Raw genomic sequence first — 26,387 nt, 5'->3', positions numbered from 1 at the left:
CCGATGGGCATAGACGACAGGACAGTGTCGGCTCCTGTCGTAGCGGATGGCGACGCAGCGGCACCCTTGAGGCGACAAGACATTGTCCGATGAGAATGTGCCCCGTGCAGGTTGACCTGTCCCATGAGTAGCGCGCCTTTTCAGGAACGCGAATCTGGAACTCCCGCCTGCAGAACGCTAGGCGGCGGGGCGGCACCAGTTAGGTACAGGTCAGACAACGCCATCGTCGCCTAGGTGCGCGCGCGAAAAAGGCCAGATGTTCGAGGAGAAGAGAATGGGCGGGCGGGAGCTGAAGGAGGCTCTGCGGCAGGCGGCGCTCGATGAGGGCTTCGCCAAGATGGGTGTCTGCCGACCCGACGCGATCCCGCAGGCGGCGGAACGGCTGGCGGCGTTCTTGTCGAAGGGACGCCACGGCCAGATGGGCTGGATGGAGCGGCGGAGCGGCTGGCGGAGCGAGCCGGGCGCGCTCTGGCCCGAGGCGCGCTCGGTGGTGATGCTGGTCGAGCCCTACACGCCCGCGCACGATCCGACGGACGTGCTGGCGCGGCGGGACCGGGGGGCGATCAGCGTCTATGCGCAGAACCGCGACTACCATGATGTGCTGAAGAAGCGGCTGAAGCGGGTCGGACGCTGGCTGCTGGAGCAGGAGGCGGGAGAGGCGATCAAGGTCTTCGTCGACACCGCGCCGGTGATGGAGAAGCCGCTGGCCGAGGCGGCGGGGCTGGGATGGCAGGGCAAGCACACCAACCTGCTGGCGCGGGATCTTGGCAACTGGTTCTTTCTCGGGGCGATCTTCACAACGGCGGAGCTGCCGCCCGATCCGCCGGGGGAGGAGCACTGCGGCACCTGCACGCGGTGCCTCGACATCTGCCCGACCGACGCGTTTCCGGCGCCGTTCCAGCTCGATGCCCGGCGCTGCATCAGCTATCTGACGATCGAGCATCACGGGCCGGTCGACCCGGAGCTGAGGCCGGGGCTTGGCAACCGGATCTATGGCTGCGACGACTGCCTCGCGGTCTGTCCGTGGAACAAGTTCGCGGTGGCGGCGCGCGAGGCGAAGTACGCGGCGCGGCCCGACCTGTTGGCGCCGCGGCTCGCGGATCTCGCGGCACTCGACAATGCCGGATTTCGCGAGACGTTCTCGGGCAGCCCGGTCAAGCGGATCGGCCGCGACCGGTTCGTGCGGAACGTGGCCTACGCGATCGGCAACTCGGACGACCCGGCGCTGCGCCCCGTGGCGCAGCGACTTTGCGACGACGCCGACACTACCGTCGCCGACGCAGCACGCTGGGCGGCGGAACGTCTGGTGTGAGTCCGCTAAGACGGGTGGGGCGACTGGTCGAGCGGCGGCTGGAGCGGCGGATGCCGGGGCATGGCGACGACCCGCTGCTCGAGCCCTACCGCGGCTTTGCGACGCCGGACCGGCTGGTGGTGCGTGGCCGGGTCCTGAGCGCGCTCAGGCGGAGCGAGCCGGAACCCGAGCAGAGCAGGTGGACGAACCTCAAGCAGATGATGTCGCTCTTCTTCACCGCCGAAGTGGCGGGCGTGGAGGTGGTGGCGCCCAAGAGCGGCGTGAGGGGCCGCAGCGATCCCGAGGGCTACGTCCGCCTCGAAATGCCGCGCGGCGATCAAGCGCCCGGCTGGCACCAGGTCGCAGTGGAAATCGCGGGGCAGCCGGAGACGCGGACGGCATTCCCGGTGCTGATCCCGCGGCTCGACGCGCGGCTCGGCATCATCAGCGACATCGACGACACGATGATTGAGACCGGCTCCTATTCGCTGGCGCGGAACCTCTGGACCACCTTCACCGGCAGCGCGCTGACGCGCCGGGTCTTCGACGACAGCGTGCGGTTGATGGCGGCGCTCACAGAGGGCGGGCGCAACCCTGCCTACTACGTCAGCTCGTCGCCGTGGAACCTGCACCACTTTCTCGACCACCTCTTCGCGCAGGCGGGCCTGGGTTCAGGGCCGATGTTCCTGCGCGACTTCGGTCTCGGCGGGACGGCGGGGCACCAGGACCACAAGACCGAGGCGATCGCGGCCATACTGGAAGCGAACCCGGAACTGGACTTCGTGCTGCTGGGCGACACGGGCCAGAAGGACGCCTTCGTCTACCGTGACGCGGTCCTGCGGGATCCGGGGCGTATTCGACTCGTCGCGCTGCGGGAGCCGGCGGTTGGGTCGCCGCCGTCGAGCCGCGCCGCCATCGCCGAGATCGAGGCGGCAGGGGTGCGCTGCCACCATGCACCGACGTTTGAGGACGTGCAGTTGCCCGGCTGAGGCGAAAGCGCTCGTCGCCGCGGGCGAGTGCCGCTAGGCAGGCGCGGTGGAGAGGTTCGAGATATTTCTGGTCGCGCCGCCGGGGCTGGAGGCGGTTCTGACCGAGGAGGCGGGCGCGCGGGGGTTCGACGCCCCCGTGGCCGTGCCGGGCGGCGTGACGGTGCAGGGCGGCTGGCCCGAGGTCTGGCGCGCGAACCTGGAGCTGCGCGGGGCGGGGCGGGTGCTGGCGCGGCTGGGCTCGTTCATGGCCTTTCACCTGGCGCAGCTCGACAAGCGCGCGCGGCGGTTCCCGTGGGCGGAGGTGCTGCGGCCGGACGTGCCGGTCCGGGTCGAGGCGACCTGCAAGCGCTCGAAGATCTACCATGCCGGGGCGGCGGCGCAGCGGGTCGAGACGGCGATCCGCGAGAAGCTGGGCGCGCCGGTCTTGGCGGAGGCGGAGCTGGTGGTCCGGGTGCGGATCGAGGCGAACGAGGTGACGCTGAGCGTCGACACCTCCGGCGCGCCGCTGCACCGGCGCGGCTTCAAGGAGGCGGTGGGCAAGGCGCCGATGCGCGAGACGCTGGCGGCGCTGATGCTCTGGCGCTGCGGCTATCGCGGGGACGAGCCGGTGGTCGATCCGATGTGCGGCTCGGGCACCTTCGTGATCGAGGCGGCGGAGATCGCGGCGGGCCTGGCGCCGGGCCGCGCGCGGAGCTTCGCCTTCGAGCGGCTGGCGACGTTCGATCCGGCCGCCTGGGCCGGGATGCGGCGGGAGGCGGAGCCGGCCGAGGTCGCGCATCGATTCGTCGGCTCCGACCGGGACGCGGGGGCGGTGCGGATGAGCAGCGCGAACGCCGAGCGAGCGGGGGTGGCGCAGCTCTGCGACTTCGCCTGCCATGCGGTGAGCGACGCGATGCCGCCGGAGGGGCCGCCGGGCCTCGTCATTGTCAACCCGCCCTATGGCGGGCGGGTCGGCAACAAGAAGCCACTCTACGGGCTCTACGCCGCGCTGGGCGATGTCCTGCGCGCGCGCTTCGGCGGCTGGCGCGTGGGGCTCGTCACCAGCGAGGCGGGCCTCGCCGCCGCGACGCGGCTGCCGTTCGCTCCGCCAGCGGCGCCCATCGCGCACGGCGGGCTACGGGTGCAGCTTTTCCGGACCGGTGCCCTCTGACTTAAGCCGGACACGCGCAATCGCCAGCGCCACCGAAAGGGCGGCGGCGGGCTTGATGCTCGACCATATCGGCACCTCTAGGCCGAGGCTCGGCACCGGCCGCCGCGCAGCCCCTGGATCAAGGGGAGCCGAGGGAAATCCAGAGGAACGAGGGGCAGAAAGTCGCGCACCTCATCGGTAACGCGGCGAGGAGCGCCGCTGGTTAGGGCTCGAGCGGTCCGGGGGTGCGGTAGGCGGCGAACTGCACCACATGGATCAGCGGAAGGGCGTCGTCTCGGCCAAGCCGAGGCCGTCCAGCATCTCCTCGGGCGCGAGCCAGCGACGGATCTCGATCGCGGCCTGCGCGAGGTAGGCGCCGCCGAACGTGACAACCGCCATCTGCTGGAGAGGACGGTAAGTTGCGCAACGACCTCGTCCGGCCGGAGAACCAGCAGGAGCGCCGCCACCGGCCCGAGCCAGAGGACGAGAAAGGCGAGCGGACGGCGTTCGCCGCGGGTGGGCGGTTCTGACGCTTCCGCCTCTGTGGCGCCGGAGTCATGACGCGTCGTCGCGAAGTCGGTCGAACCCGAACGTGACGCGACGCAGGTGACAACCGCCGCGCCGAGGATGACGGCTGGGAACGGCAGGAAGCCGCCCCAAGTCCGGTGCATCAGGCAGCCGAGATAAACGGCGAGCTGCTGCGGCTCGAGCCCAAGGCAGCAGGATGCAGAAGTTGAGGGCGCGCAGGAAGCGCCTATTGTCGAGGAGGATGCGGTGCGTCACCGCGATCTGCCCCGCCGGTCCGCCGAACGACAGGTGCGCCACCCACGCCCTGAACCGCACCGCCTCGCCGAAGGCGACGCCACCCGCGCTCACGCGAAGTGCAAGCTCACCGCGTGAGCTGTCGCCGCAGCCAGCCGATGTCGCGATTGCAGCCCCCCGCGCCGCCTGCCGTGCGCCGTGACCGGGATGCACGGCCTTGCAGGACCTTCCGCCTAAGGCATAGACCCGTACCGGGATCCCGTGCACGGGCCCGCAGACCGGAGGGTGCCAGACGTGAAACGCTCGGACGTCAACGACATCATCGCCGCCAGCGAGGCCTTCATGCGCAGCTTCGGCTACGCCCTGCCGCCCTTCGCCTACTGGTCGCCCGAGCGAATCGGGGGGGCTGAGGCCGCGACGATCCGCGAGCGCGGCATGGGCTGGGACATCACTGACTTCGGGAAGGGGCGCTTCGACGAGCTAGGCCTCATCCTCTTCACCACGCGCAATGGCAGCCTTGCCGACCTCTCGTCAGGGCGGGGGATGCTCTATGCCGAAAAGATCATGATCTCGCGCGAGCGGCAGATGACGCCCATGCACCGCCACGACCTGAAGGCGGAGGACATCATAAATCGGGGCGGCGGCGATCTCGTCATCGAACTCTTCGCGTCGGACGCGCAAGGGGGCATTGATCGACAGGCCGACGTGACCGTGCCCTGCGACGGCGTCGAGCGTACGCTCACGCCGGGCGCCCATCTCCGCATCGCGCCGGGCGAGAGCGTGACGCTGATGCCGGGGGTCTGGCACTCGTTCTGGGCCGAAGGGGGCGACTGCTTGATCGGCGAGGTTTCGACGGTCAACGACGACAAGACCGACAACATCTTCGCCGACCCGGTCGGCCGGTTCTCCCAGATCGATGAGGACGCGGCGCCGACGCATCTGCTGGTCTCGGACTACTGAACCCTAGGCGGGGCCTCCGCCGCGCCGGGCCGCCTCGATCGCGGCCACGTCGATCTTCTTCATCGTCATCATCGCCTCGAAGGCGCGCTTCGCCTCGGCGCCGCCGGCCGCAAGCGCCTCGGTCAGGACGCGCGGCGTGATCTGCCACGAGATGCCCCACCTGTCCTGACACCAGCCGCACTCGCTTTCCCGTCCGCCGTTGCCGACGATGGCGTTCCAGTAGCGGTCGGTCTCCTCCTGGTCGTCGGTGGCGATCTGGAACGAGAAGGCGATGCCGTGCGTGACGTCCGGCCCGCCGTTCAGGCCGATGCAGGGGACGCCGGCGACTGTGAATTGGACGAGCAGGACAACGCCCGCCTTACCGGCCGGATAGTCGCTCGGCGCGCGATGGACGGCATCGACCGAGCTGTCGGGGAACGTCTTGGCGTAGAAGCGAGCCGCATCCTCGGCGTCCTTGTCGTACCAGATGCAAACCGTGTTCTTGGCGATGGCCATGCGAGTTCCTCCACCCGTTGCAGGCCGGCGGGCAACGTGGAACCGCGCCCCCCAGCGATCGGGCGGCAGGATGCGCCCGAGCCGGTCGCGGCCCAAGCATCATTTTTCGTTCGAGCGACGGATCGCTGACGCCTCGGCGCGGTTTCCGTCGGGCATCGACATGACGCCGTTCGTAAAGTTCTCCGCCGCCGGCTTTGCCGCGACCGCAATCACCTACGGGCCCGCCCGGATGGAATTCGGGCTGTTCTTGCCCGAGTTTCGGTCGGCCTTTTCGATGTCTTCGGGGCAGGCGGGGCTCGTCTCGGCCCTGGGCTTCCTCGGCCTGCTGGCGGCCTACGCGATGATCGCGCGGCGGGGGCCGAGGCTGCCGGTGGTGATCGGCCTCTGCGCCGCAACGCTTGGCACCGCTCTCGTGGCGCTGGCGCCGAGCCTCGCGTTGCTCAGTGCCGGCGTCTTCCTTGCAATGTCGAGCGCAGGATTCGCGTGGGCGCCGTTCAACAATGCCGTCCATCGCGTGGTGGCGGACGAACGGAGGCCGAGTGCCCTCTCGATCGTCAGCACCGGCACGAGCCTCGGCATCGCGGCGGCCGGGGCGATCGCGCTCGTCTTGGGTCTCGGCGGCATGTCGTGGCGCGTGGGATGGGCCGCCTTCGCGGTTGCCAGCGCCCTCGCGCTGCTGGCGAACTGGATGGCTCTTCGTGACGTGGCGGGCAGCGGCGGCCCGGCATCGGACGAGCCGTGGCGGGTGCTCCTCAGGGCGCGAGCGATCCCGCTCTACGGCATCGCGCTGTCGTTCGGGGTGACCACGGCCGTCTACATCTCGTTCGCCGCGGACCGGGTCCAGCAGGCAGGCGGCCTGCCGGGGTTGCCCGAGGGCCTGTCGCCGGCGGTGATGTTCCTCAGCTTCGGGACGCTCGGGCTCGCGGGTCTTGCGACAGGGCGCGCCAAGGCGGCAGCGGGGCTGCCTTCGCTGATCCGGCTGCTGCTGATCGCCTCGACGCTCTCGCTGCTCCTCGTCGCGCTGGCGCCGCGATCGTGGCCGGGTTTCGTGCTTTCGGCCGGCCTGCAGGGCGTCTATGTGATGATGACGAGCGCGGTCCTCGCCTTCTGGTCCGAGCGCCTGTTCCCCGAGCTTCCGTCGCTCAGCTTCACGATCACGCTCTTGGCCGTCGCCGCGGGCAGCGTGCTCGGGCCGCTCGGGGCCGGAATCGTCTCGGGCGCGGCCGGAGGCGGGCCGATGTTTCTGGGCGCGGCTGCCTTGTCTGCGGTGACCGCTGCGGCGGTCCGCCCCCGCTACGTGAGCGAGCGCCCGCCGGATGCCCGCGCCTCCGCCGGGACATGAAGAAGGGCCCCGCAGGGCCCTTGCTTTATTGGTCGGAGTGGCAGGATTCGAACCTACGACCCCTGCCTCCCGAAGACAGTGCTCTACCAGGCTGAGCTACACTCCGACCGTGACGCGCGATCTATCGGGAAGCCCCGTCCTTTGCAAGAGGCGCGTGAGCTCGTCCAGGCAGGCCGCGCAACTGCGTGAACCGCGGGCCGGTGGCGGTCTCGGGGCGCAGGCGGCTCTGCAGAACAGGCGAGGTCGATGAGGCGCCGCGGCTCTCGCGCATGACGATGAAGACGCCGCTGCCGATGATGATCAGCGCGCCGAGCACGGTCATCGCGTCCGGCTGCTCGCTGAACAGGAGCATGCCGTAGGCGGCGGCCCAGATGATCTGGGAGTACTGCATCGGTGCGACGATTGCCGCGTCGCCCGCGCGGTAGGCGCCGATCACCAGGAGACCGCCGGCGAAGCCCAGAGCCGCAATGATACCCAGCATTCCGACATGAGCGAAGGGCATCGGTTCGTAGACGAAGGGAAGCAGGAACGACATCAGCACGAAGTTCGCCACCATCGGGTAGAGCAGGAGCACAGCGTCGCGTTCGTCCCGGCCGATCTTGCGCACGACGACCGAGCCGAGCGCGCCGCAGACGGCCGCGGCCAGGGCCGCGAGATGCCCGAGGGAGAGATCGGTGGCGCCCGGCCGCAGCACCACGAGCACGCCGAAGAGGCCCACGATCACGGCGCCGCTGCGCCACGCGCCCACCCGCTCGCCCAAGATCGGGATGGCGAGCACGGTGATGAGGAGGGGCGCGGCGAACAGGATCGCGTAGACCTGCGCCAGCGGCAGGACCGAAAACGCGTAGAAGGCGGTGACGCCGGTCACGACGCCCGCGAGCGTCCGGAGCGCCGTCCACCACGGGTGCCGTGGCCTGAGGTTGCCTGAGGTCGGGTCGCGCATCAGCATGAAGGTCACCAGGGGGAAGCTGAAGAGCACGCTGAAGAAGATGATCTGGAACGGGGCGTAGTGCGCGCCAAGCGCCTTCACGAAGACGTCGTGTGTGGCGAAGACGCCGTAGGCGGCGAGCGCGAGGACCGCGCCGCGGGCGTTGGAGCTGTGGCCGGCCGCCATCTTTCGGAACCTCGGGACTGCTTCGTGCGCAACTCAAGCCGATCCGGCGGCGCGGTCAACTCCCCCCTTCGCGCGAGCCTGCGGCGGTGGTCAGGACTCCAGCCGAGCCACGATGGCGTCGCCCATTTCGGCGGTCGACACCGGCGTGCCGCCCTCCGGCCCCATCAGGTCGGCGGTGCGCAACCCGCTCGCCAGCACGTCGCTCACCGCGCGCTCGAGACGGTCGGCCTGATCACCGGCGTCGAAGGAATAGCGCAGCGCCATTGCGAAGCTCAGGATGCAGGCGATCGGATTGGCCTTACCCTGGCCGGCGATGTCGGGTGCGCTGCCGTGCACCGGCTCGTAGAGCGCCTTCGGCCGGCCGTTCGGCCCCGGCGCGCCGAGGCTGGCCGAGGGCAGCATCCCGAGGCTGCCGGTCAGCATCGCCGCCGCGTCGGAGAGGATGTCGCCGAAGAGGTTGTCGGTAACAATGACATCGAACTGGCGCGGCCAGCGGACGAGCTGCATCGCGCCCGCGTCGGCGTACATGTGGCTGAGCTCGACGTCGGGGTACTCCTCGTCGTGGACCGTCTGGACCTCCTCACGCCAGAGGACGCCGGATTCCATGACGTTGGCCTTCTCCATCGAGCAGACCCTGTTCGACCGACGCCGCGCCAGCTCGAAGGCCGAGCGGGCGACGCGGCGGATCTCATCGGTGGTGTAGCGCTGCGTGTTGATCCCGACGCGGCCGCCCTCGTTGTCGGGGAAGATGCCGCGCGGCTCGCCGAAATAGACGCCCGAGGTCAGCTCGCGGATGATCATGATGTCGAGGCCGGAGACCACCTCGCGCTTCAGCGACGAGAAGTCCGCCAGCGCCTCGAAGCACTGGGCGGGGCGCAGGTTGGCGTAGAGGTCCATCTCCTTGCGGATCCGGAGCAGCCCGCGCTCGGGCTTCACGCTGAAGTCGAGGGAGTCGTAGGCGGGGCCGCCCACCGCGCCGAGCAGGACCGCGTCGACCGCCTGCGCGCTGGCCATTGTCTCGTCCGTCAGCGGCGTGCCATGGACGTCGTAGGCGGCGCCGCCGATCAGGTCCTCGCTGACCTCGAAGCTCATGCCGTTCCGATTGAACCAGGCGATGACCTTGCGCACCTCGGCCATCACCTCGGGCCCGATGCCGTCGCCCGGCAGAATGAGAAGCGAGTGCGCCATGTCGAAAAACCTCCTTGGATCCGCCGGGGGCGTAGCCCGCACTCCGGATGCGGTCAAGAAGCGCGCCAGCGACGGGAACTGGCGAGGTCGGCAGGCGCTGGCAAAGAGGGGCGAATAGGTGGCGCCGGCATGGACCTGATCGAGATCTACGCGAACGTGGGGTGCTCGAAGCTCCAACTGAGTGCGGCCTGGTTCGGGCGGCTGCTGGGGCCCGCTCCGGATGCCGCGCCAATGGCCGGGCTGGTCGAATGGCATCATGGTCGGGCGGTGGGGCTGCAGCTCTTAGAGGATCCGGCACGCGCCGGCCGTTGTGCGCTGACCCTGATCGTCGGCAATATCCGTCACGAGCATGAACGGCTGGAGCGCGCCGGTCTTGCGCCCGGTGCGGTCGAGGAGGCGGACAACACCGCGATCGTGCGGCTGGACGACCCTGACGGCAACTCGGTGGTGATGGCGCAGCGGCACGGCGCCTGAGTTCAGTCCGGCAGGGCCAGGTCCGCCCAGACGAGGCGGTGGCGCGAGGCCGCCGTCCCCTCGGACGAGAGCAGGTCGGCGTCCCGGGCGCCGGGCGCCGGCCAGAACACGCCGGCGTCGAGGACCTGCCACTCGGACGACGGCAGGATGTAGTCGACCCGCAGGTTGCCTGGCCCGTCATCGTCCCAGTCGGCAGTGTCGAGTGCGGGATCGCCGCGATGGCCGGCATTGACGCCGCCCTGCGCCTCGGCGGCCACCGCGCCGCCTTCGCTTGCCGGGCGCGGGTCCTGCAGTCGGGGATGGGAGAGCAGCGCCTCCATTGCGTCCGGCAGGCCGTCGCCGTCGAGCGGGTCGAGGTTCGCGTCGCCCATGAGGACGAAGGGCGCCTCGGGGCGGTCGCCGAGCGCTCCGTCGAGGTAGCGGAGCCAGAAGGCCGCCTCGTCGCGGTTGCGCAGGCCGTTGCGATCCTCCGGGCCGTCGAAGACCGGCGGCGTGGCATGGAAGGCCCAGGTCCGGATCTCCCGCCCGGAGGGCAGGATGACGGGCACGTCCCAGTGGCCGCTGGAGGAGAGGCGCTGGACCGCCTGTGCCTCCTCCGAAGGGAAGGGGGCGCCGTCCTGGTGCGGCAGGGTGGCGCCGGGCAGGTCGCGCCAGAGCAGGTCGGAGAAGTCGCGGGGGTCCGCGCCGATCGGGAAGCGCGAGAGGAGGGCCATGCCGCCGTCGCCCGCGAAGCGGCCGAAGCCCTGCGCATCGCTGCCGTCGCCGAGGTAGCCGTCGCCGTCCATGTCGAGGCCGGTCGCGAGGCCGGTGTTAGGCCTCGGCGCGTAGCGGTGTGGGTAATCGATGCCGGCCTCGGCGAAACGTTGGGCGAGCGCGGCGAGGGCAGCGCCGTGAAAATCCCAGTCGACGCCGGTCAGCAGCAGGATGTCGGGCGCGACCTTGGCCACGACCTGCGCGACCGCCTCGACCTGTGGATCGCCGCCCAGGATGTCGCGGAGGAGGAGGCCGGGGCCGCGCCGGGCAAGCTCCACGTTCCACGTCGCGACGCGGAGGCTGTCGGCCGCAGCCGGGAGGGGTGAGAGAAGGGCGAGAGAGAGGAGCGCGGCGCGGAACATGCGCCGCACTCCTCGGCGCGCGTGGTTAAGGCGCGGTTAACGTCAGACCCAAGGCCGCGCCTGCGCCGCCTCGGCCTCGAACGTGTCGATGGTGGCGGCACGCTCGAGGGTCAGGCCGATGTCGTCGAGGCCATTCAGCAGGCAGTGCTTGCGGAACGGGTCGATGTCAAAGTGGATGCTGCCGCCGTCGGGGCCGGTGATCTCCTGCTTCTCGAGGTCGACGGTGACGGTGGCGTTGGCGCCCCGCTCGGCGTCCTCCATCAGCTTGTCCACGTCCTCCTGCGGCAGGACGATGGGCAGGATGCCGTTCTTGAAGCAGTTGTTGTAGAAGATGTCGGCGTAGCTCGGCGCGATGACGCAGCGGATGCCGAAATCGAGGAGCGCCCAGGGCGCGTGCTCGCGGCTCGAGCCGCAGCCGAAGTTCTCGCCCGAGACGAGGATCTTCGCCTCGCGGTACGCCGGCCTGTTGAGCACGAAGTCGGGGTTCTCCTTCCCGTCGTCTTCGTAGCGCATCTCGTCGAAGAGGTTGCGTCCGAGCCCCTCGCGCCTGATCGTCTTCAGAAACTGCTTGGGGATGATCATGTCGGTGTCGACGTTCATCATCGGCAGGGGGGCCGCGATGCCGGTGAGCTGGGTGAACTTTTCCATCTGTGGTCCTTTCGTCGACGGGGGTCTCCCGCCCGTCATCGCCGCCTGCCGGCGGCTCTTCCCGTTGGGCCGGGCGCGCCGCTGGCGCGGCGCGCGGCGGGATCAGGCGGCCTCGGTCCGCGCGCCGGTCGGGTCGAGGAACTCGCGCACGTCCGTCAGGCGGCCGGTGATTGCGGCGGCGGCGGCCATCGCGGGACTCATCAGGTGGGTGCGGCCGCCGCGACCCTGGCGGCCCTCGAAGTTGCGGTTCGAGGTGGCGGCGCAGCGCTCGCCCGGCGAGAGCTGGTCGGGGTTCATGGCGAGGCACATGGAGCAGCCCGCGCGGCGCCATTCGAAGCCCGCGCTGCGGAAGACATCGGCCAGCCCCTCGGCCTCGGCCTGCTCGCGTACGAGGCCCGAGCCGGGGACCACCATCGCGCGCAGCCCCTCCTTGACCTTGCGGCCGCGCATCACGGCGGCGGCGGCGCGCAGATCCTCGATCCGGCCGTTGGTGCAGGAGCCGATGAAGACGGTGTCGATGGCGATGTCCTGAAGCCGGGTGCCCGGGGTGAGGCCCATGTATTCGAGCGACCGTTTGGCCGCGGCGACCTTGCCGCCGGAGAAGCTCGCCGGGTCGGGGACGACGCCGTCGATCGGCAGCACGTCCTCGGGCGAGGTGCCCCAGGTGACGACGGGCGCGATGTCCTCGCCCGCAATCGTCACAACCTTGTCCCAGTGCGCGTCGTCGTCGGAGTAGAGGGTCTTCCACCATTCCATCGCGGCCTCCCACTGGGCGCCCTTCGGCGCGTGGGGCCGGCCCCTGACATACTCGAAGGTCGTCTCGTCCGGCGCGATCAGGCCGGCGCGGGCGCCGCCCTCGATGGCCATGTTGCAGACCGTCATCCGGCCCTCCATCGAGAGCGCGCGGATCGCCTCGCCGCAATATTCGATGACGTGGCCGGTGCCGCCGGCGGTGCCGGTCTTGCCGATGACGGAGAGCGTGATGTCCTTGGCCGTGACGCCGGGGCGGAGCTGCCCGGTGATCTCGACCTTCATGTTCCTGGACTTCTTCTGGATCAGCGTCTGCGTCGCCAGCACGTGCTCGACCTCGGAGGTGCCGATGCCGTGCGCCAGCGCGCCGAAGGCGCCGTGGGTGGCGGTGTGGCTGTCGCCGCAGACGATGGTCATGCCGGGCAGCGTCCAGCCCTGCTCGGGGCCGATGATGTGGACGATGCCTTGGCGGACGTCGTTGACCGGGTAGTAGTGGATCCCGGTCTCGCGCGCGTTGCGGTCGAGCGCCTCGACCTGGATTCGGCTCTCCTCGTTGCTGATGCCGGTCTCGCGGTCGTCGGTCGTGGGCACGTTGTGGTCAGGCACCGCGATCGTCTTCTCTGGCGCGCGGACCTTCCGGCCGGCCATGCGCAGGCCCTCGAAGGCCTGCGGGCTGGTGACTTCGTGGACCAGGTGGCGGTCGATGTAGAGCAGGCTGGTGCCGTCCTCGGCCTCGTGCACGAGGTGGGCGTCCCAGATCTTGTCGTAGAGCGTGCGGGGGGCGGTCATGGTCCTCTCCCGAATGTGATGTGCGAACAAAGGCGGGTCCGGCGCGCAGCGCCGGCGGCAGTCACGGTCGCCTCAGAGTCGGGCGAGCACGGTGCGGCGCGCGCCGAAGAAGCGCCACGGCAGGCGGCTGCGGTCGGCTATGTCGAAGACGCGTTGCATCGCGCAAGTTCCTAACGCGAACGCAGCGTCCGGACAAGCGGCACGACAAGTGCCGGAGCCGCGCCTCCGGCGCCGGAACTTGCGGCGCCTGACCCGCCCTGCCACAAAACGACATGGAGACCGCGCTGGAAGGCATCTGGCAGGGGCTCGTCGGCCTCTGGTCCTATCTCGAGACGCAGTTCTGGCTGCTGACCCTTCCGTCGCGGCTCTGGCAGATCGGCATTCTTGTCGGCTGCTTCGCGGTTTCGGTCTTGCTCGCCGTCATCGGTCGCCGCAGGCTTCGCAACTGGGCGCATACGCGGGAGGGATGGCCGCGCTGGCGGCTGCGGCTGCTGGTGATCTTCGAGCGCCGGCTGCAGCTCATGCTCTTCGTCCTCTTGAGCTGGGCGGCGACGCTGGCGATGCAGCAGACCACGATCTGGACCTCGCGCAGCTACATCCTGGAACTGGTCGCGACGATCGCGTCGGTCTGGCTGGCGATCACCTTCGCCGCGCGCATCATCCGCAATCGGGCGCTCCGCCGCGTGGTGGTCTGGAGCCTAGGCATCTGGATGACGCTCTACTTCCTCGGCCTGACGGGCGAGGTCTCGCGCCTGCTCGACCGTGCGGCGCTGGAATTCGGGGAGTTCCGGCTCTCGGCGCTGACGCTGATCGAGGCGCTGGTGGTCGTGGGCCTGCTGTTCGCCCTGGCGCGCTTCGTCATCCAGGTCGCCGCCGACCGGATCCACCGCAACGAGGGCATCTCGCCCACGATGCAGGTGCTGTCGGTGCAGCTGCTGCAGCTCGCCTTCTACTCGATCGCCATCCTCGTGGGGCTGCGGGTCGTGGGCGTGGACCTCACGGCCTTCGCCTTCATGTCGGGCGCCATCGGCCTCGGCCTCGGATTTGGTCTGCAGAAGGTGGTCTCGAACCTCGTCTCGGGCCTGATCCTGCTCTTCGACAAGTCGATCAAGCCGGGGGACGTGATCTCGCTCGGCGACACCTTCGGCTGGATCACCGAGCTCCGCGCCCGCTACGTCGGCGTCGTCACGCGCGACGGCAAGGAATACCTGATCCCGAACGAGGACCTGATCACCGGACAGGTGGTGAACTGGTCGCACTCGAACCGCTTCGTGCGGCTCGACATCTACTTCGGCACCTCCTACGGCGACGACCCGCACCTCGTCCGGCGCGTCGCGGTCGAGGCGGCCAAGGGCGTAGACCGCGTGCTGACGCACCGGGCGCCGGTCTGCCACATCGTCGAGTTCGGGGACTCCTCGGTGAACTACATCCTGCGATTCTGGATCGACGACCCGACCGGCGGGCTCACCAACATTCGCGGCAACGTCTTTCTGGCGCTGTGGGACGCGTTCAAGGAAAACGGCATCCAAATCCCGTTCCCGCAGCGCGAGGTGAGGGTGCTGGACGGCAGCCGCCTCGAGACCCTGCGGGCCGACAGCCTGCGCGGCGAAGCGGCAGAGTGACGTGGGCGCGCACGGTCCTGGCGACCATGCCCGGCGTCAGCGGCGGCTCAATGGTTCCTGAGCGCGTCGATCAGCTCGTCCTTCGTCATCTCCGACCGGCCCTCGATCTCGAGCTCCTGCGCCCTTCCGTAGAGGTCGTCCTTGCTCCAGTCCTCGTAGGCAGGCGACTTGCCGCCCTTCTTCGACGGGTGTTGGTCCGGGTTCGCCTTGGCGTTCGCAATGCGCGCCGCCTTCTCCTTGCTCGCGCCCTGGTCGCGCAGCGCCTCGTAGGTCTCGTCGTCCTTGATCTGGTTGCCGTGGTTCTTGGCCATGGCAGCGCTCCTTCCTCGGGTGTTTCGCCTCGATCGGAACGTTGGTCGTGCAGGGCACGTTCCGAATGCCTACCCACGCCACCCCGAGGACCACTTCAGCGTGACGAAGGCCGATGCACCATTCGCCGAGGATCTGGCAACCGACGACCCGAGGCGCGACGAGGGGTCCGGGGTCGAGCAGGAGGCCGAGGAGCAGTCCGTGGAGAAGGCCGCCCGGCTCTCGGCGCGGCTGATCTACGAGGTGATCCGCCGCGACGGCAAGGAAGAGCTGTCGCGGCCCATCTCGTCGCTCGTCTGGTCCGGCTTCACCGCCGGCGTGCTCATCAGCTTCTCCCTGATCGGCGAGGCGGTGTTCCGTGCCCATCTGCCACCCACGAACTGGCGACCGCTGGTTGACAATCTCGGGTACACGCTGGGTTTCCTTCTGGTGATCCACGGCCGGATGCAGCTCTTCACCGAGAACACGATCACCACCGTGCTGCCGCTCATGGCGCGGTTCTGCCGGGAGCGGATCCGCGCGACGATCAGGCTCTGGACGACGGTGCTCGCGGCCAACGTCGTCGGTGCCTTTGTCGCGGCGGGTTTCATGCTCTGGACCGGCGCATTCCCGGACCAACTTCAGGTCGCGATGCGCGATATCTCGCTCCATGCGCTCGATATGAGCATCGTGGAGGGCTTCTTCCACGCGATGCCGGCCGGCGTGCTGATCGCGGCGCTCGTCTGGATCCTGCCAACTACCCCGAACATCACCTTAGTCGTTGTCATCTTCACCTGGCTGATCGCGGCCGGCGACTTCGCCCACATCATCGCCGGCTCGGTGGAGATGGCCTACCTGATGCTCGGCGGTGACATCGGCGTGATGCGCGGCTTCGTCGGCTTCTTCCTGCCGGTCCTGCTGGGCAACATCGTGGGCGGCACCATGGTCTTCACCATGATGGCGTGGGCGCAGGTGATGAACGAAGTCAACGGTCGGCGCGGATAAGCAGGCAACCCTTTACACGCCGCTGGCGCGCCTCAGATTGACCCGTTAAGCATAATACCGAAGGCAGAGCAGAGGGCAGCCGGTTGAGCGGTTTGAGGGTGCGAGGCGCCGGGGTGATCCTGGCAGCCGGCGCGGTGCTGGCGGCAGCGCCGGTCGACGCGCTGAGGGACGTGCGTTTCCGGACGCCCGGCGCATCCGAGGAGCTTGAGCGGCGGCTGGAGAGCGCGTCGCTCCTGCTCGAGATCGAGGACGAGGTCGACGATCCGCAGGAAGTCCTCGCGGCGGCGCGGGCCGAATATGGCCGCCTCCTCGGGGTGCTCTACTCGCAGGGACATTTCGGCGGCGTCATCAACGTGCTGGTGGACGGCCAAGAGGCGGCCGCGATCTCGCCGCTGAGCCCGCCGAGAGAGATCGGCCAGATCGAGGTCCGCGTCCAGCCGGGGCCGACCTATCTCTTCTCGGACGCGCGGGTCGTGCCGCTGGCGCCGGGCACCGAGCTGCCTTCCGAGTTTGCCGTGGGCGAGCCGGCGCGGACGCCCGTGATCCGCGACGCGGTGGACGCTGCTGTGGAGGGCTGGCGCGAGGAGGGCCATCCAAAGGCCGAGGCGGGCGATCAGGACATCGTTGCGCGCCATGCGCAGGAGCGGGTCGAGGCGCGGATCGGCATACGTCCCGGACCTCAGGCGCGGTTCGGAGACTTCATCATCGCGGGCAACGAGAACGTGCGCGAGCGAGCGATCCGCCGCATCGCCGGCTTTCCTGACGGCGACACCTTCTCGCCCGAGCGGCTGGAGCGCTCGGCGGAGCGGCTGCGCCGGTCTGGTGCATTTCGTTCGGTCGCGCTGGTCGAGGCCGATACGCTCGACCCCGACGACACGCTCGACATCACCGTCCGACTGGTCGAGGAGCGGCCGCGGCGCTTCGGCTTCGGCGCCGAGGTGAGCACCACCGAGGGCGTGACGCTGACGGCCTTCTGGCTGCACCGCAACCTCTTCGGCGGCGCCGAGCGGTTCAGGGTCGACGGCGAGGTCAGCGGCCTCGGTGGCGGCACCGGCGGCGTCGACTACACCTTCTCGGCAAACTTCAACCGGCCAGCCACGTTCAACGTCAATAACGACCTCTACGTCCGCGCGCAGGTCGAGCGGCTGGAGGAGCCATCCTTCATCTCGAACAACGTGACCTTCGGCGCCGGCATCAACAGGCGGATCGGCGACACCTTCACCCTCAGCGCCGGCGTCGGCTACCGCTTCGACCATGATGAGGACGAGAGCGGCGAGACCACCGAGTACAGCCTGCTGACCTTTCCGATCGAGGCGATGGCCGATCGGCGCGACGTGCAGCTGAACCCCACGACGGGCTGGTACGCCGAGGCCGAGGTGACGCCGTTCCTGGGCCTCAACGACGCCGCGGGCAGCGGCGCGCGGCTGACCTTCGACGGGCGGGTCTATCGCGGCTTCGGCGAAGAAGATCGGCTGATCCTCGCGGGGCGTTTCCAGTTCGGCTCGATCGTCGGAGCCGAGCTGACGGACGTGCCCAACGCCTTTCGCTTCTACTCCGGCGGCGGCGGGACGGTGCGCGGCCTTGATTACCAGTCGCTCGGCGTGACGCTCGACGACGGAACCGAGACCGGTGGCGCGAGCTTCCTCGGCCTCTCGGCCGAGGCCCGGATCGGGGTGCGCGAGAACCTGCAGCTCGTTACGTTCGCCGACTATGGCTTTGTCAGCGACGAGTCGTTTCTCGGAGGCGAGGGCGACGACCATGTCGGGGCGGGCCTCGGCCTGCGCTACATCACCCCGATCGGCCCAATCCGCCTCGACGTCGCGACTCCCGTCACCGGCGACGACGCCGGCGGCTCCATCCAGGTCTATGTCGGCATAGGACAAGCGTTTTGATCCGTCTGCTTGCGTTCCTGACGCTCCTCCTCCCCACTGCGGCACTCGCGCAGGAGGAGGAGCGCGGCTTCTTCGGACGGCTGCTCGGCGGCGGCGACGGGCCAGGGTTTCTCGAGGGCTTGATCGAGGACAGCCTCTCCGGCGCCGGCCGTGTCGTGCAGGTGAGGGGCTTCGAGGGTGCGCTCAGCTCGCGCGCGACGATCGAGGAGCTGACGATCGCCGACGACCAGGGTGTGTGGCTCACGATCCGCAATGCCGTACTGGACTGGAACCGCTCCGCGCTGCTCGGCGGCCGTATCGAGATCGACGAGCTGGCGGCGAGCGAGATCCTGCTGCCGCGCCTGCCGCGATCCGACGCGCCGGCGGTCGAGGTGCCTTCACCCGAGGCGCAGGGCTTCTCGCTGCCCGAGCTGCCGGTTTCTATCAGGATCGACGCGCTCGACGTCGAGCGGATGCTGCTGGGTGAGCCGCTTCTCGGCGTGCAGGCCGAGGTCAGCGTGGAGGGCGCTGTGCAGCTCGCCGATGGCGCGGGCGAGGCCGACGTCGCGATCGAGCGGATCGACGAGGAGGAGGGCGCGCTGACGCTGGAGGCGGCCTACGACAACTCCACGGAGGTTGTCGCCATCGACCTTGACCTCGTCGAGGGACCGGACGGAATCGTCGCAAACCTGATCGACCTGCCCGACCGCCCGTCGCTGCGCCTGACAGTCACGGGCGACGCCCCGCTGTCGGACTTCGCCGCCGAAATCGCGCTGGAAACGGCGGGGGAGGAGCGGCTGGCGGGCGAGGTGACCTTCTCGCAGCAGCCGGTGGAGGGTGGGACCGCGCGGCAATTCAGCGCCGACATCGGCGGCGACATCGCGCCGGTCTTCCTGCCGCAGTACCAGGACTTCTTCGGACCGGACATCCGGCTCGACGTCGCGGGCGAGATCGGGCCCGACGGCCGCACCGTGCTGAGCGAGCTGCAGCTGCAGGCGCAGGCCCTGTCGCTCGCCGGCGAGGTCGTGATCGGTGCCGACAGGCTGCCGGAGCTCGTCGATCTGCAGGGCCGTATCGCGGGCGACGGGCCGGTGTTGCTGCCGCTCGCGGGGCCGGAGACGCGGGTTGGCGGGGTCACTCTCGACATCGCCTTCAATGCGTCCGAGGGCCAGGACTGGCGCGCGGACATCATCATCGACGACCTCGCCCGCGAGGGCTTCGCCGCCGACCGGGTCGCCTTGGAGGGCTCGGGGCGGATCGCGACGGAGGCGGGGCCGGAGGGCACGGCACAGAGGGTGGTGACGGCAGCCTTCGACTTCGCGGCCGACGCGCTCGATTTTGGCGATCCGGCCGCGGCCGAGGCGCTGGGCGAGCGTGTCACAGGCCGCGCCGAGATCGCCTGGACAGAGGGCGAGCCGGTGGAGGTGGAGCTTCTCCGACTGGAGGGCGAGAGCTACGGCCTGACGGCCGAGGGCAGCGTGCAGCCGGACGGGCTGACGGTGGCGGGCGAGGCGACGGCGTCGGCGCAGGACCTCTCCGTCTTCTCCGGCCTCGCCGGCCGCCCGCTGGGCGGGTCGGCCGAAATGACGCTTGCGGGCGAAGGTGCCGTGCTGGAAGGCGCATTCGACCTGGCGCTCGATGCGGTGGCGCAGGATCTGTCTATCGGAGATCCGCGGATCGACCCGCTGCTGGACGGCGAGACGGTCCTGTCGCTGCGCACCGAGCGGACGGCTACCGGCACCGAGATCGAGGAGTTCCGGATCCAGACGCCGGAAGTAACGGCGCAGGCGGACGGCACTCTCGCGACGGGCGCGAGCGAGCTCGCGCTCACCGCCTCCATCGCGGACACGTCGGTTGTTGTCGACAGCCTTAGCGGCCCGGCGGAGCTGCGGCTGACGGCGCAGGAGGATGCGGCCGGCTGGACCTTCGACCTGGCCGCCGACGGCGCCGGCGCAGAATTGCTGGCGGACGGCCGTGTCGAGGACCTGGCGGAGACGCCGGTGGTGATCGCCGAGCTGAGCGCGTCGATCGACGACCTCGCGCCGTTCTCCGAGCTCGCCGGGCGGAACCTCGGCGGCAGCGCGGACGTGACGGCGGAGGGGCGTGCAAGTTTCGATCTGCGCGTGGCGGACGCGCGTATGGAGGCGACGGCCAGGGACCTGCGGCTCGGACTTCAGCAGGTGGACCCGCTGCTCGCCGGGCAGGTCGAACTGGCGCTGGACGCCGCGCGCACCGGGGACGGCGCCACGATCCGACAGTTCCGGATCGAGGCGCCGGAGTTTCAGGCTTCGGTGCAGGGAGAGGTGGTCGACCTAGACGGCACGCCCGTCTTCGACGGGACGGTGGACCTCGCCGCCGCGGACATCGCGCCTTTCTCGCGGCTTGCCGGACGGGACCTGGCGGGTGGGGTGACGGCGAGCCTGGCGGGGCAGGCCGCCGCCGATCTCGCGACCTTCGACCTGACGGTCGAGGCGGTGGCGACGGACCTCGACCCGGGCCTCCCGGGCGTGGCGGAGCTGATCCCCGGCGCGACGACGGTCACGCTGGACGCGGCGCGCGGGCCAGAGGGTGTCACGATCGACCTGGCGCGAGTGAGCGGCGAGCGGATCTTCGCGGAGCTTGCAGGTGAGCTGACGGACCTTGATGCGGTTCCCTCATTCGACGGCCGGGCCGAGGTGCGGGTGAACGACCTCGCGCCGCTTTCGGAGCTGGCCGGGCGCGAACTCGCGGGCGCGTTCGAGGCGGAGGCAGAGGGCCGCCTCGCGTTTGACGGGAGCAGTTTCGACCTGACGCTTGATGCGGTGGCGACCGATCTCGATCCGGGGTTGCCGGGGGCGGCGGCGGCGCTCGAGGGCCGGACGGAACTGGCGGCGACGGCGCGGCGCGAGGGCGACACCGTGTCGGTCGAGGCCATCCGCCTCGCGAACCCGCAGGTCACTGCAAGTGGAGCCGGCACTGTGAGCGGCCTGATGGAGGCGCCGGCCTTCGACGGCGCAGCAGAGGTCGCGCTTCCGAACCTCGCGGCCTTCTCCGGTCTCGCCGGCCGTTCCCTGTCCGGTGCGGCGAACGTCTCGCTCGACGGCGCGGCGGCGCTGAACCTGAGCGTGCTCGACTTGGCGCTGGAGGCCGAGGGCACGGACGTGGATCTGGGCCTGCCAGGCGGAGAGTCGCTTCTGGCCGGGCAGTCGAGCCTCGTCGTGACGGCGGTGCGCGAGGGCGAGACCGTGACGCTGTCACGGGCGACGCTGGAGAGCGGCAACCTGACGGCGGAGGCGGCGGGCACGCTGACGGACCTGGAGACGACGCCGGTCTTCGAGGGCCGCGCATCTATTTCGGCCGACAGCATCGCGGCGTTCGGCGCGTTCGCGAACCGCTCCCTGGGCGGCGCGGTCGAGGCGACGGCCGAGGGGCTCGTAGCCGCCGATCTTTCGCGCTTCGACGTGACGCTCGAGGCGCAGGCTCAGTCGCTGCGTGTCGGGCAGGCGGATGTGGACCGGCTGCTTGCCGGCACCACGACACTCCAGGTCGAGGCCGAGCGGGCGGATGGCGTGACCGTCATCGACATCGCGCGCCTTGACGCGCCGGGGCTCGACGCAGAGGCCTCGGGCCGCCTCGGCGAGGCGGGCGCGGACCTCGACGTCAGCCTGCGCCTCGCCGACATCGGACCCTATGCGCCGGGGTTTTCCGGTCCCGCCACGGTCGATGGCACGGTGGCGCAGACGAACGGCACTCTCACCGTCGACCTCGCGGCGGGCGGGCCCGGCGACATCTCCGCGACCGTCGCCGGGACGATCGACACGGCCGGCCCCACCGTCGACCTCTCGATCGAGGGCAGCGCCCCGCTTGCCGCCGCGAACCGCTTCGTGCAGCCGCGCACCTTGGCCGGCACGGTCAGCTTCGACCTCGCCCTTCAGGGCACCCCGGGGCTCGAGGCGCTTTCCGGCACGATCAGCAGCTCGGATGCGCGGATCGTGGCGCCGACATTCGGCATCGTGCTCGAGGGCATCGACCTCGACGCCCGGCTTGCCGGCAGCCGGATCCAGATAGACGCGACGGGCCAGGTGCAGGCGGGCGGAAGCGTCGCCGCCTCAGGCAGCGTGGGCCTGGCCGGAAACCTGCCGACCGACCTGACGGTGACGTTGAACGACGCCGTGCTGCGCGATCCCGAGCTCTACCAGACGTCCGTCAGCGGTCGGATCGACGTCGACGGGCCGCTGCGCGGTGGCGGCCAGATCAGCGGTGAGCTTGCTCTGGGCGAGACCGAAATCCGCATTCCCTCGACCGGTCTCGGCGGCGGCGGGCCGATCCCGGAGGTCACACACGTGAACGAGCCGGCGGATGTCCGCGCGACGCGACAGCGGGCCGGCCTCCTCCGCCGCAGCATGGACGGGACCGAGACGCTGCAGGAGCGGCAGCGCAACGCGCTCGCGCTCGACCTCCTGATCCGGGCCGAGAACCGGATCTTCGTCCGCGGGCGGGGTCTCGACGCCGAACTCGGCGGGTCGCTCCGCATTGGCGGAACGACAGCGAATCTCATACCATCGGGCCAGTTCGAGCTGGTCCGCGGGCGGCTCGACATTCTGGGCGAGCGGCTCGTGCTCGACGAGGGTGCGATCCGCCTGCAGGGCGACTTCCTGCCCAACATCCGGCTGGTCGCGCGCACCGACACGGGGGAGTTCGTCGTGCTCGTTGTGATCGAGGGGCCGATCAACGAGCCTGAGATCACATTCCTGTCCGAGCCGGAGCTGCCCGAGGACGAGGTGCTGGCGCGCCTGCTCTTCGGCCGCGGGATCGAGGAGATCTCGCCGTTGCAGGCGGCACAGCTCGCGTCCGCGGTCGCGACGCTCGCAGGTCGCGGACCAGGTGTCATCGAACGGCTGAGGCAGAATTTCGGGCTAGACGACCTAGACCTGACCACGACCGAGGATGGCGCTGCGGGCATTCGCGCCGGCCGCTATCTGAGCGAGAACATCTACACCGACCTGACCGTGGACAGCGAGGGTGACACGTCGATCAACCTCAACCTCGACCTCACGGACTCGGTGACGGTCAAGGGTGGCGTCGACAATGCGGGCGGCTCCAGCCTCGGCATCTTCTTCGAGCGCGACTACTGAGGCATTGCGGGCCGGATCCGCGAAGCGGCGTCCAGGCGTGCTTCAGAAGATGCTCGTCTCCTCGCCGTAGTCGCTGACCGAGAAGCGCACGTCGAGGCGATAGCGGTCCGGACGCTCGGTGATCTCCATCGTCGCCCCGAGCTGGACGACGAAGGCGTTCATCAGCTGCATCCCCAGCTTGCCTTCGGGAATCTGGCCATCGATCAAATCGCCGCGTTGCGTAACGGAATTGTCCACGCGCAGATGCACCTCGCCCTCCGCCTCCTCCAGCGCGACATCTATGTAGGGCGGCTGCGTCTCTTCGGGGCTGCCAAGGTGCTTGACCGCGTTTGTCACGGCCTCCACCACCAGCAGCGACAGTGGCACCGCCTGATCCGGGTAGAGAAGAAGAGGCTCGGCCGTAGCACGCAGCTCGATGCGCGCCTTCGTGTCCGCCTTGGAGGCCACCTGGCGCGCCAGGCTGAGGACCATTTCGTCCGCGCGCACCTTGGCCAGCGCGGGGGCCTCGTAAAGCGTCGCGTGGATGGTCGAGAGCGCCATGATGCGGTCCTGCAGCCGCTTCAGCGCGTACTGCGCCTCGGGTGAGCGAGAGGCGCGCATCTGCATGTTGTTCATCGAGGCAATGAGCTGCAGGTTGTTGCGGACCCGGTGGTAGACCTCGCGCAGGAGAGCGTCCTTTTCGCGGAGCGAGTTTTCCAGCTCGGCCTCCTCGCGCTGAATCGTGTGCGCCATCGTCACGAACGACTCGCTCACTTCGCGCAGCTCGAGCGGCAGGGTCTCGTCCTCGCGATGTTCCTCGACGCGGCGGAAGCGCGAGAAGAGCCGCATCCGCTGACGCAGGCGCCGGATGTGCCGGATGACGAGGCGGTGCACGGCGAAGTAGGCGACCGAGAGGCTGGTGATCCACATCAGGGCGGGCAGGATCACGGTCGGGATGGTCCAGCGCAGCCAGTGGTTCGACGGCACCTGCGCCTCAGGCCAGATCGCCATAGCCGAGACGGTCCCTTCCACCAGTGGCGCCACGGCGTAGATCTGCCCCTCGCCGCGGCTGTCGGTATCGCGGAAGACGGTCGAAGACGTGCCGGTCAGCGCCTTCAGGGACCGGTTCTGCGGCAGCAGCTCCAGCGCCTCCTCGCGCGACGAGGCGGTCGTCAGTAGGTCGCCAGCGCTGTTGAAGGTGACGATCTCCAGTGGCTGAAAGCCGGAATTGGTGCGGACGTCAGTATAGAAGCGCTTGTGCGGGAACGAGAGCGTGACGTAGGCGAGCAGCTCGCCCTCCTCCTCGATCGGCGCGCTGATCAGGGTCGCCGGCCGACCGGTCACCCTGCCGCGATCCGTCACCCGGACCGAGACGCCGGGACTTGCGAAGACTTCCCTGTAGTGAACGGTATCCGCCATGTTGAGGGGAGCGCCTTCGGACGCGCACTCCACCAGCCCGGATTGCGGAATCACACCCGCGAACATCGCCTCGGACTCCTCGACGAGGTCGCGCAGGTAGGCGCTGCATGCCGCGGCATCGTCGAGCAGCGTGTCCACTGCCGCTGCCGCGGTCTCCGCACGGCCGATTCCCGCCTGGATCGAGCTTCTTTCGGGTCGGGTGACGAGCAGCGTCTCGCCCAGGAGGGCGCTTTCGACACGTGCCGAGGTCTCACCCATCACGCGATAGGTCTGCACTACCGCGATCAAGCCCAGCGGAAGGAGAGCCAATGTCAGGAGCGACGCAAGCCGCGTTCCGAGCGAGTCCATCCGCCCCCACCTCAGGCCCGCAGCGGGCATCAGGTATGCGACTGTCGGCCCGTCGCAATGACCGCCACCGTGGCGTTGTCGGTCATGGACAGGTCTTCGTCCTCTCCGAGGCCGAGCAGCTCGGCCAGGCGCTTGCGCCCGCGGTTCGCGCGGCTCTTGATGGTCCCGACGGCACAGCCGCAGGTCTCGGCCGCCTCCTCGTAGGAGAATCCGGACGCGCCCACCAGGATGAGCGCTTCACGTTGTTCGTCGGGAAGCTTGTCGAATGCCGCGCGGAAGTCCTTGAAGGCCAGACGGCCGTCATGCGCCGGCTTTTCCGACAGCGCGGCCGCAAAGTGGCCGTCAACGTCGGGAACCTCGAATTTGGCCTTGCGTCGATCGGAGTAGAAGGTGTTCCGCTGGATGGTGAAGAGCCACGCTCGCATGTTGGTCCCGGGCTGGAACTTCGACAAGTTCGACCATGCCTTTTCGATCGTGTCTTGCACGAGATCGTCCGCCGACGCCGAGTTGCGGGTCAGCGAGAGCGCGAAGGCGCGGAGAGCAGGGAGGTGTTCGACCAGCTCGTCGCGCGGGTCGGCGACGTCTTGGCTCATCCCTTCTGGTCCTGTTCCTTCAGGCGCTGGAGCAGCTGTTGGAACCTGTCGGGAACATCCTCGTTCGCCGCCTCCTGATAGACACGGCGCAGGTTCTCGTCGATCTGGCGCATGTAGACGGCGCTTTTCTTGTCTTTGTTCATACGGGTATTTCTATGCAGCCGCCGGAGACGCCAAGACGGCGCATGTGTAGGTCACAGTGGAACAAACGACGCCTTCGTGCTTTGGTTCCGAGGAATGTACGAATTCTTGGGGACATCAATGACCGAAAGAGCAGTGAGGCGTGACGACCTGTCAGGGTCGATCGCCACGCATTTGCCATACCTGAGGCGCTACGCTCGCGCACTGACGGGCAATCAGGCCAGCGGAGACAGCTTTGCCGCGGCAACGCTCGAAGCAGTGTTGCAGGATCGCAGCATATTTGACGGCTCGCTGGCGCCGCGGGTGGCGCTTTTCAAGGCGTTCCACGTCATCTGGGCCAGTGCCGGCCAGCCGACAAAGACCCTGGGCGAGGATCTGCCGCGCCTCGAGGCGGCGGCGCAGGATCACATGTCGGCGCTGACGCCGAACGCGCGCGAGGCGCTCCTGCTGAACACGATCGAAGCATTCAGCGCCGAGGAAGTCGGGGCGATCATGCAGATCGAGCCCACGGAAGCCGAGGAACTGGTGGAGATCGCGATGCGGGAGATGGAGCAGAGCGTCCGCGGCAAGGTGATGATCATCGAGGACGAGGCGATCATCGCAATGGACATCCACTCGATTGTCTCCGAGATGGGTCATGAGATTACCGGCATCGCACGCACGCGCGACGCGGCGGTGGAAATGGGGCTGAAGGACCAGCCGGACCTGATCCTCGCCGACATCCAGCTCGCGGACAAGTCGTCCGGGATTGACGCTGTCAACGACCTGTTGAAGCACTTCGGCGAGATCCCGGTGATCTTCATCACGGCGTTCCCCGAGCGGCTGCTGACCGGCGACCGGCCGGAGCCGGCGTTCCTGATCTCGAAGCCCTACACCGAGGAAGAGGTTCGCACCGCGGTCGGTCAGGCGATGTTCTTCTCATCGACCGAGACGCTACGTCAGGCTGGTTGAGGAGGCACGC

Annotated in this window: 23 protein-coding genes and 1 tRNA gene; 11 read left to right on the top strand and 13 right to left on the bottom strand. The window is 69.2% G+C overall.

Annotation, left to right across the window (positions count from 1 at the left end; genetic code table 11):
* Positions 1-274 precede the first annotated feature (274 nt).
* Genes queG through JM664_RS17300 form a run of 3 tightly spaced genes read left to right on the top strand, consistent with a single transcriptional unit; the run spans position 275 to position 3,430 of the window.
* Complete coding sequence (queG, locus tag JM664_RS17310) at positions 275-1,312, top strand: tRNA epoxyqueuosine(34) reductase QueG (RefSeq protein WP_227421173.1); 1,038 nt, start codon at positions 275-277, stop codon at positions 1,310-1,312.
* Positions 1,309-2,280 carry a phosphatase domain-containing protein gene (locus JM664_RS18920; protein ID WP_227421172.1) on the top strand — a complete coding sequence of 324 codons (972 nt, stop codon included), beginning with the start codon at positions 1,309-1,311 and terminating at the stop codon, positions 2,278-2,280. Before queG ends, JM664_RS18920 begins: the two co-directional genes overlap by 4 nt.
* A gap of 46 nt (positions 2,281-2,326) precedes the next feature.
* Complete coding sequence (locus JM664_RS17300) at positions 2,327-3,430, top strand: THUMP domain-containing class I SAM-dependent RNA methyltransferase (protein WP_227421171.1); 1,104 nt, start codon at positions 2,327-2,329, stop codon at positions 3,428-3,430.
* A 255-nt stretch (positions 3,431-3,685) separates the two neighbouring features.
* Here the strand turns inward: JM664_RS17300 and JM664_RS18790 are convergent, their stop codons facing one another.
* The gene (locus JM664_RS18790; protein ID WP_264465801.1) at positions 3,686-3,808 is read right to left on the bottom strand and encodes a hypothetical protein; all 123 of its coding nucleotides are present in this window, start codon (positions 3,806-3,808) and stop codon (positions 3,686-3,688) included.
* A gap of 156 nt (positions 3,809-3,964) precedes the next feature.
* A complete protein-coding gene (locus tag JM664_RS17295) occupies positions 3,965-4,285 on the bottom strand; it encodes a hypothetical protein (RefSeq protein WP_406675828.1) in 321 nt (106 codons plus the stop codon).
* Between the two features lie 180 nt (positions 4,286-4,465).
* On the opposite strand from JM664_RS17295, the gene JM664_RS17290 reads away from it, so the two are divergent.
* A complete protein-coding gene (locus JM664_RS17290; RefSeq protein ID WP_227421170.1) occupies positions 4,466-5,131 on the top strand; it encodes a D-lyxose/D-mannose family sugar isomerase in 666 nt (221 codons plus the stop codon).
* 3 nt (positions 5,132-5,134) lie between these two features.
* On the opposite strand, the gene JM664_RS17285 is transcribed toward JM664_RS17290, so the two are convergent.
* Positions 5,135-5,626, bottom strand: coding sequence for a VOC family protein (locus JM664_RS17285; protein WP_227421169.1), 492 nt, complete (start codon positions 5,624-5,626; stop codon positions 5,135-5,137).
* Positions 5,627-5,786: 160 nt separating this feature from the next.
* On the opposite strand from JM664_RS17285, the gene JM664_RS17280 reads away from it, so the two are divergent.
* Positions 5,787-6,968 (top strand): MFS transporter, encoded by a 1,182-nt coding sequence (locus JM664_RS17280; RefSeq protein WP_227421168.1) that lies wholly within the window; start codon positions 5,787-5,789, stop codon positions 6,966-6,968.
* A gap of 29 nt (positions 6,969-6,997) precedes the next feature.
* Here the strand turns inward: JM664_RS17280 and JM664_RS17275 are convergent.
* The 3 genes from JM664_RS17275 to leuB form a co-directional block, all read right to left on the bottom strand.
* Positions 6,998-7,074: transfer RNA gene (locus JM664_RS17275), tRNA-Pro, on the bottom strand.
* Between the two features lie 15 nt (positions 7,075-7,089).
* Positions 7,090-8,082, bottom strand: coding sequence for a DMT family transporter (locus tag JM664_RS17270; protein ID WP_227421167.1), 993 nt, complete (start codon positions 8,080-8,082; stop codon positions 7,090-7,092).
* A 90-nt stretch (positions 8,083-8,172) separates the two neighbouring features.
* Positions 8,173-9,270, bottom strand: coding sequence for a 3-isopropylmalate dehydrogenase (leuB, locus tag JM664_RS17265; protein WP_227421166.1), 1,098 nt, complete (start codon positions 9,268-9,270; stop codon positions 8,173-8,175).
* Positions 9,271-9,399: 129 nt separating this feature from the next.
* Here leuB and JM664_RS17260 point away from each other — a divergent pair, with 129 nt between their 5' ends.
* Positions 9,400-9,744: a VOC family protein gene (locus tag JM664_RS17260; RefSeq protein ID WP_227421165.1), complete on the top strand. Its 345-nt coding sequence runs from the start codon at positions 9,400-9,402 to the stop codon at positions 9,742-9,744.
* Between the two features lie 2 nt (positions 9,745-9,746).
* On the opposite strand, the gene JM664_RS17255 is transcribed toward JM664_RS17260, so the two are convergent.
* From JM664_RS17255 to leuC, 3 genes are all read right to left on the bottom strand, one after another.
* Complete coding sequence (locus JM664_RS17255; RefSeq protein ID WP_227421164.1) at positions 9,747-10,859, bottom strand: endonuclease/exonuclease/phosphatase family protein; 1,113 nt, start codon at positions 10,857-10,859, stop codon at positions 9,747-9,749.
* A 42-nt stretch (positions 10,860-10,901) separates the two neighbouring features.
* Positions 10,902-11,507, bottom strand: coding sequence for a 3-isopropylmalate dehydratase small subunit (gene leuD, locus JM664_RS17250; RefSeq protein ID WP_227421163.1), 606 nt, complete (start codon positions 11,505-11,507; stop codon positions 10,902-10,904).
* 102 nt (positions 11,508-11,609) lie between these two features.
* Complete coding sequence (leuC, locus tag JM664_RS17245) at positions 11,610-13,046, bottom strand: 3-isopropylmalate dehydratase large subunit (RefSeq protein ID WP_227421162.1); 1,437 nt, start codon at positions 13,044-13,046, stop codon at positions 11,610-11,612.
* Between the two features lie 272 nt (positions 13,047-13,318).
* On the opposite strand from leuC, the gene JM664_RS17240 reads away from it, so the two are divergent.
* Positions 13,319-14,668 carry a mechanosensitive ion channel family protein gene (locus JM664_RS17240; RefSeq protein ID WP_227421161.1) on the top strand — a complete coding sequence of 450 codons (1,350 nt, stop codon included), beginning with the start codon at positions 13,319-13,321 and terminating at the stop codon, positions 14,666-14,668.
* 47 nt (positions 14,669-14,715) lie between these two features.
* On the opposite strand, the gene JM664_RS17235 is transcribed toward JM664_RS17240, so the two are convergent.
* Positions 14,716-14,979 carry a DUF7218 family protein gene (locus tag JM664_RS17235; RefSeq protein WP_227421160.1) on the bottom strand — a complete coding sequence of 88 codons (264 nt, stop codon included), beginning with the start codon at positions 14,977-14,979 and terminating at the stop codon, positions 14,716-14,718.
* A 133-nt stretch (positions 14,980-15,112) separates the two neighbouring features.
* Between JM664_RS17235 and JM664_RS17230 the strand changes: the two genes are divergently transcribed.
* The 3 genes from JM664_RS17230 to JM664_RS17220 all read left to right on the top strand — a co-directional run bounded on the left by JM664_RS17230 (position 15,113) and on the right by JM664_RS17220 (position 22,946).
* Positions 15,113-15,961, top strand: coding sequence for a formate/nitrite transporter family protein (locus JM664_RS17230; RefSeq protein WP_227421275.1), 849 nt, complete (start codon positions 15,113-15,115; stop codon positions 15,959-15,961).
* Positions 15,962-16,074: 113 nt separating this feature from the next.
* On the top strand, positions 16,075-17,853 hold the full coding sequence (locus JM664_RS17225; protein ID WP_227421159.1) for an autotransporter assembly complex protein TamA: 1,779 nt from the start codon (positions 16,075-16,077) through the stop codon (positions 17,851-17,853).
* Positions 17,850-22,946, top strand: coding sequence for a translocation/assembly module TamB domain-containing protein (locus tag JM664_RS17220; RefSeq protein WP_227421158.1), 5,097 nt, complete (start codon positions 17,850-17,852; stop codon positions 22,944-22,946). Before JM664_RS17225 ends, JM664_RS17220 begins: the two co-directional genes overlap by 4 nt.
* Positions 22,947-22,988: 42 nt before the next feature.
* Here the strand turns inward: JM664_RS17220 and JM664_RS17215 are convergent, their stop codons facing one another.
* From JM664_RS17215 to JM664_RS17205, 3 genes are read right to left on the bottom strand one after another with little or no spacing between them, the layout of a single operon-like run.
* Positions 22,989-24,692, bottom strand: coding sequence for a sensor histidine kinase (locus JM664_RS17215; protein WP_227421157.1), 1,704 nt, complete (start codon positions 24,690-24,692; stop codon positions 22,989-22,991).
* Between the two features lie 29 nt (positions 24,693-24,721).
* Entirely contained in the window at positions 24,722-25,285 is a 564-nt protein-coding gene (locus JM664_RS17210) for an RNA polymerase sigma factor (RefSeq protein WP_227421156.1), read from the bottom strand.
* Positions 25,282-25,428 carry a NepR family anti-sigma factor gene (locus tag JM664_RS17205; RefSeq protein WP_227421155.1) on the bottom strand — a complete coding sequence of 49 codons (147 nt, stop codon included), beginning with the start codon at positions 25,426-25,428 and terminating at the stop codon, positions 25,282-25,284. Before JM664_RS17205 ends, JM664_RS17210 begins: the two co-directional genes overlap by 4 nt.
* 118 nt (positions 25,429-25,546) lie before the next feature.
* Between JM664_RS17205 and JM664_RS17200 the strand changes: the two genes are divergently transcribed.
* The gene (locus tag JM664_RS17200; protein ID WP_227421154.1) at positions 25,547-26,377 is read left to right on the top strand and encodes a response regulator; all 831 of its coding nucleotides are present in this window, start codon (positions 25,547-25,549) and stop codon (positions 26,375-26,377) included.
* Positions 26,378-26,387: the final 10 nt, after the last annotated feature.

Source organism: Roseitranquillus sediminis (assembly GCF_016918935.1).
In the GTDB taxonomy this organism is placed as follows: domain Bacteria; phylum Pseudomonadota; class Alphaproteobacteria; order Rhodobacterales; family Rhodobacteraceae; genus Roseitranquillus; species Roseitranquillus sediminis.
This window is presented reverse-complemented; position numbering and strand designations above follow the sequence as displayed.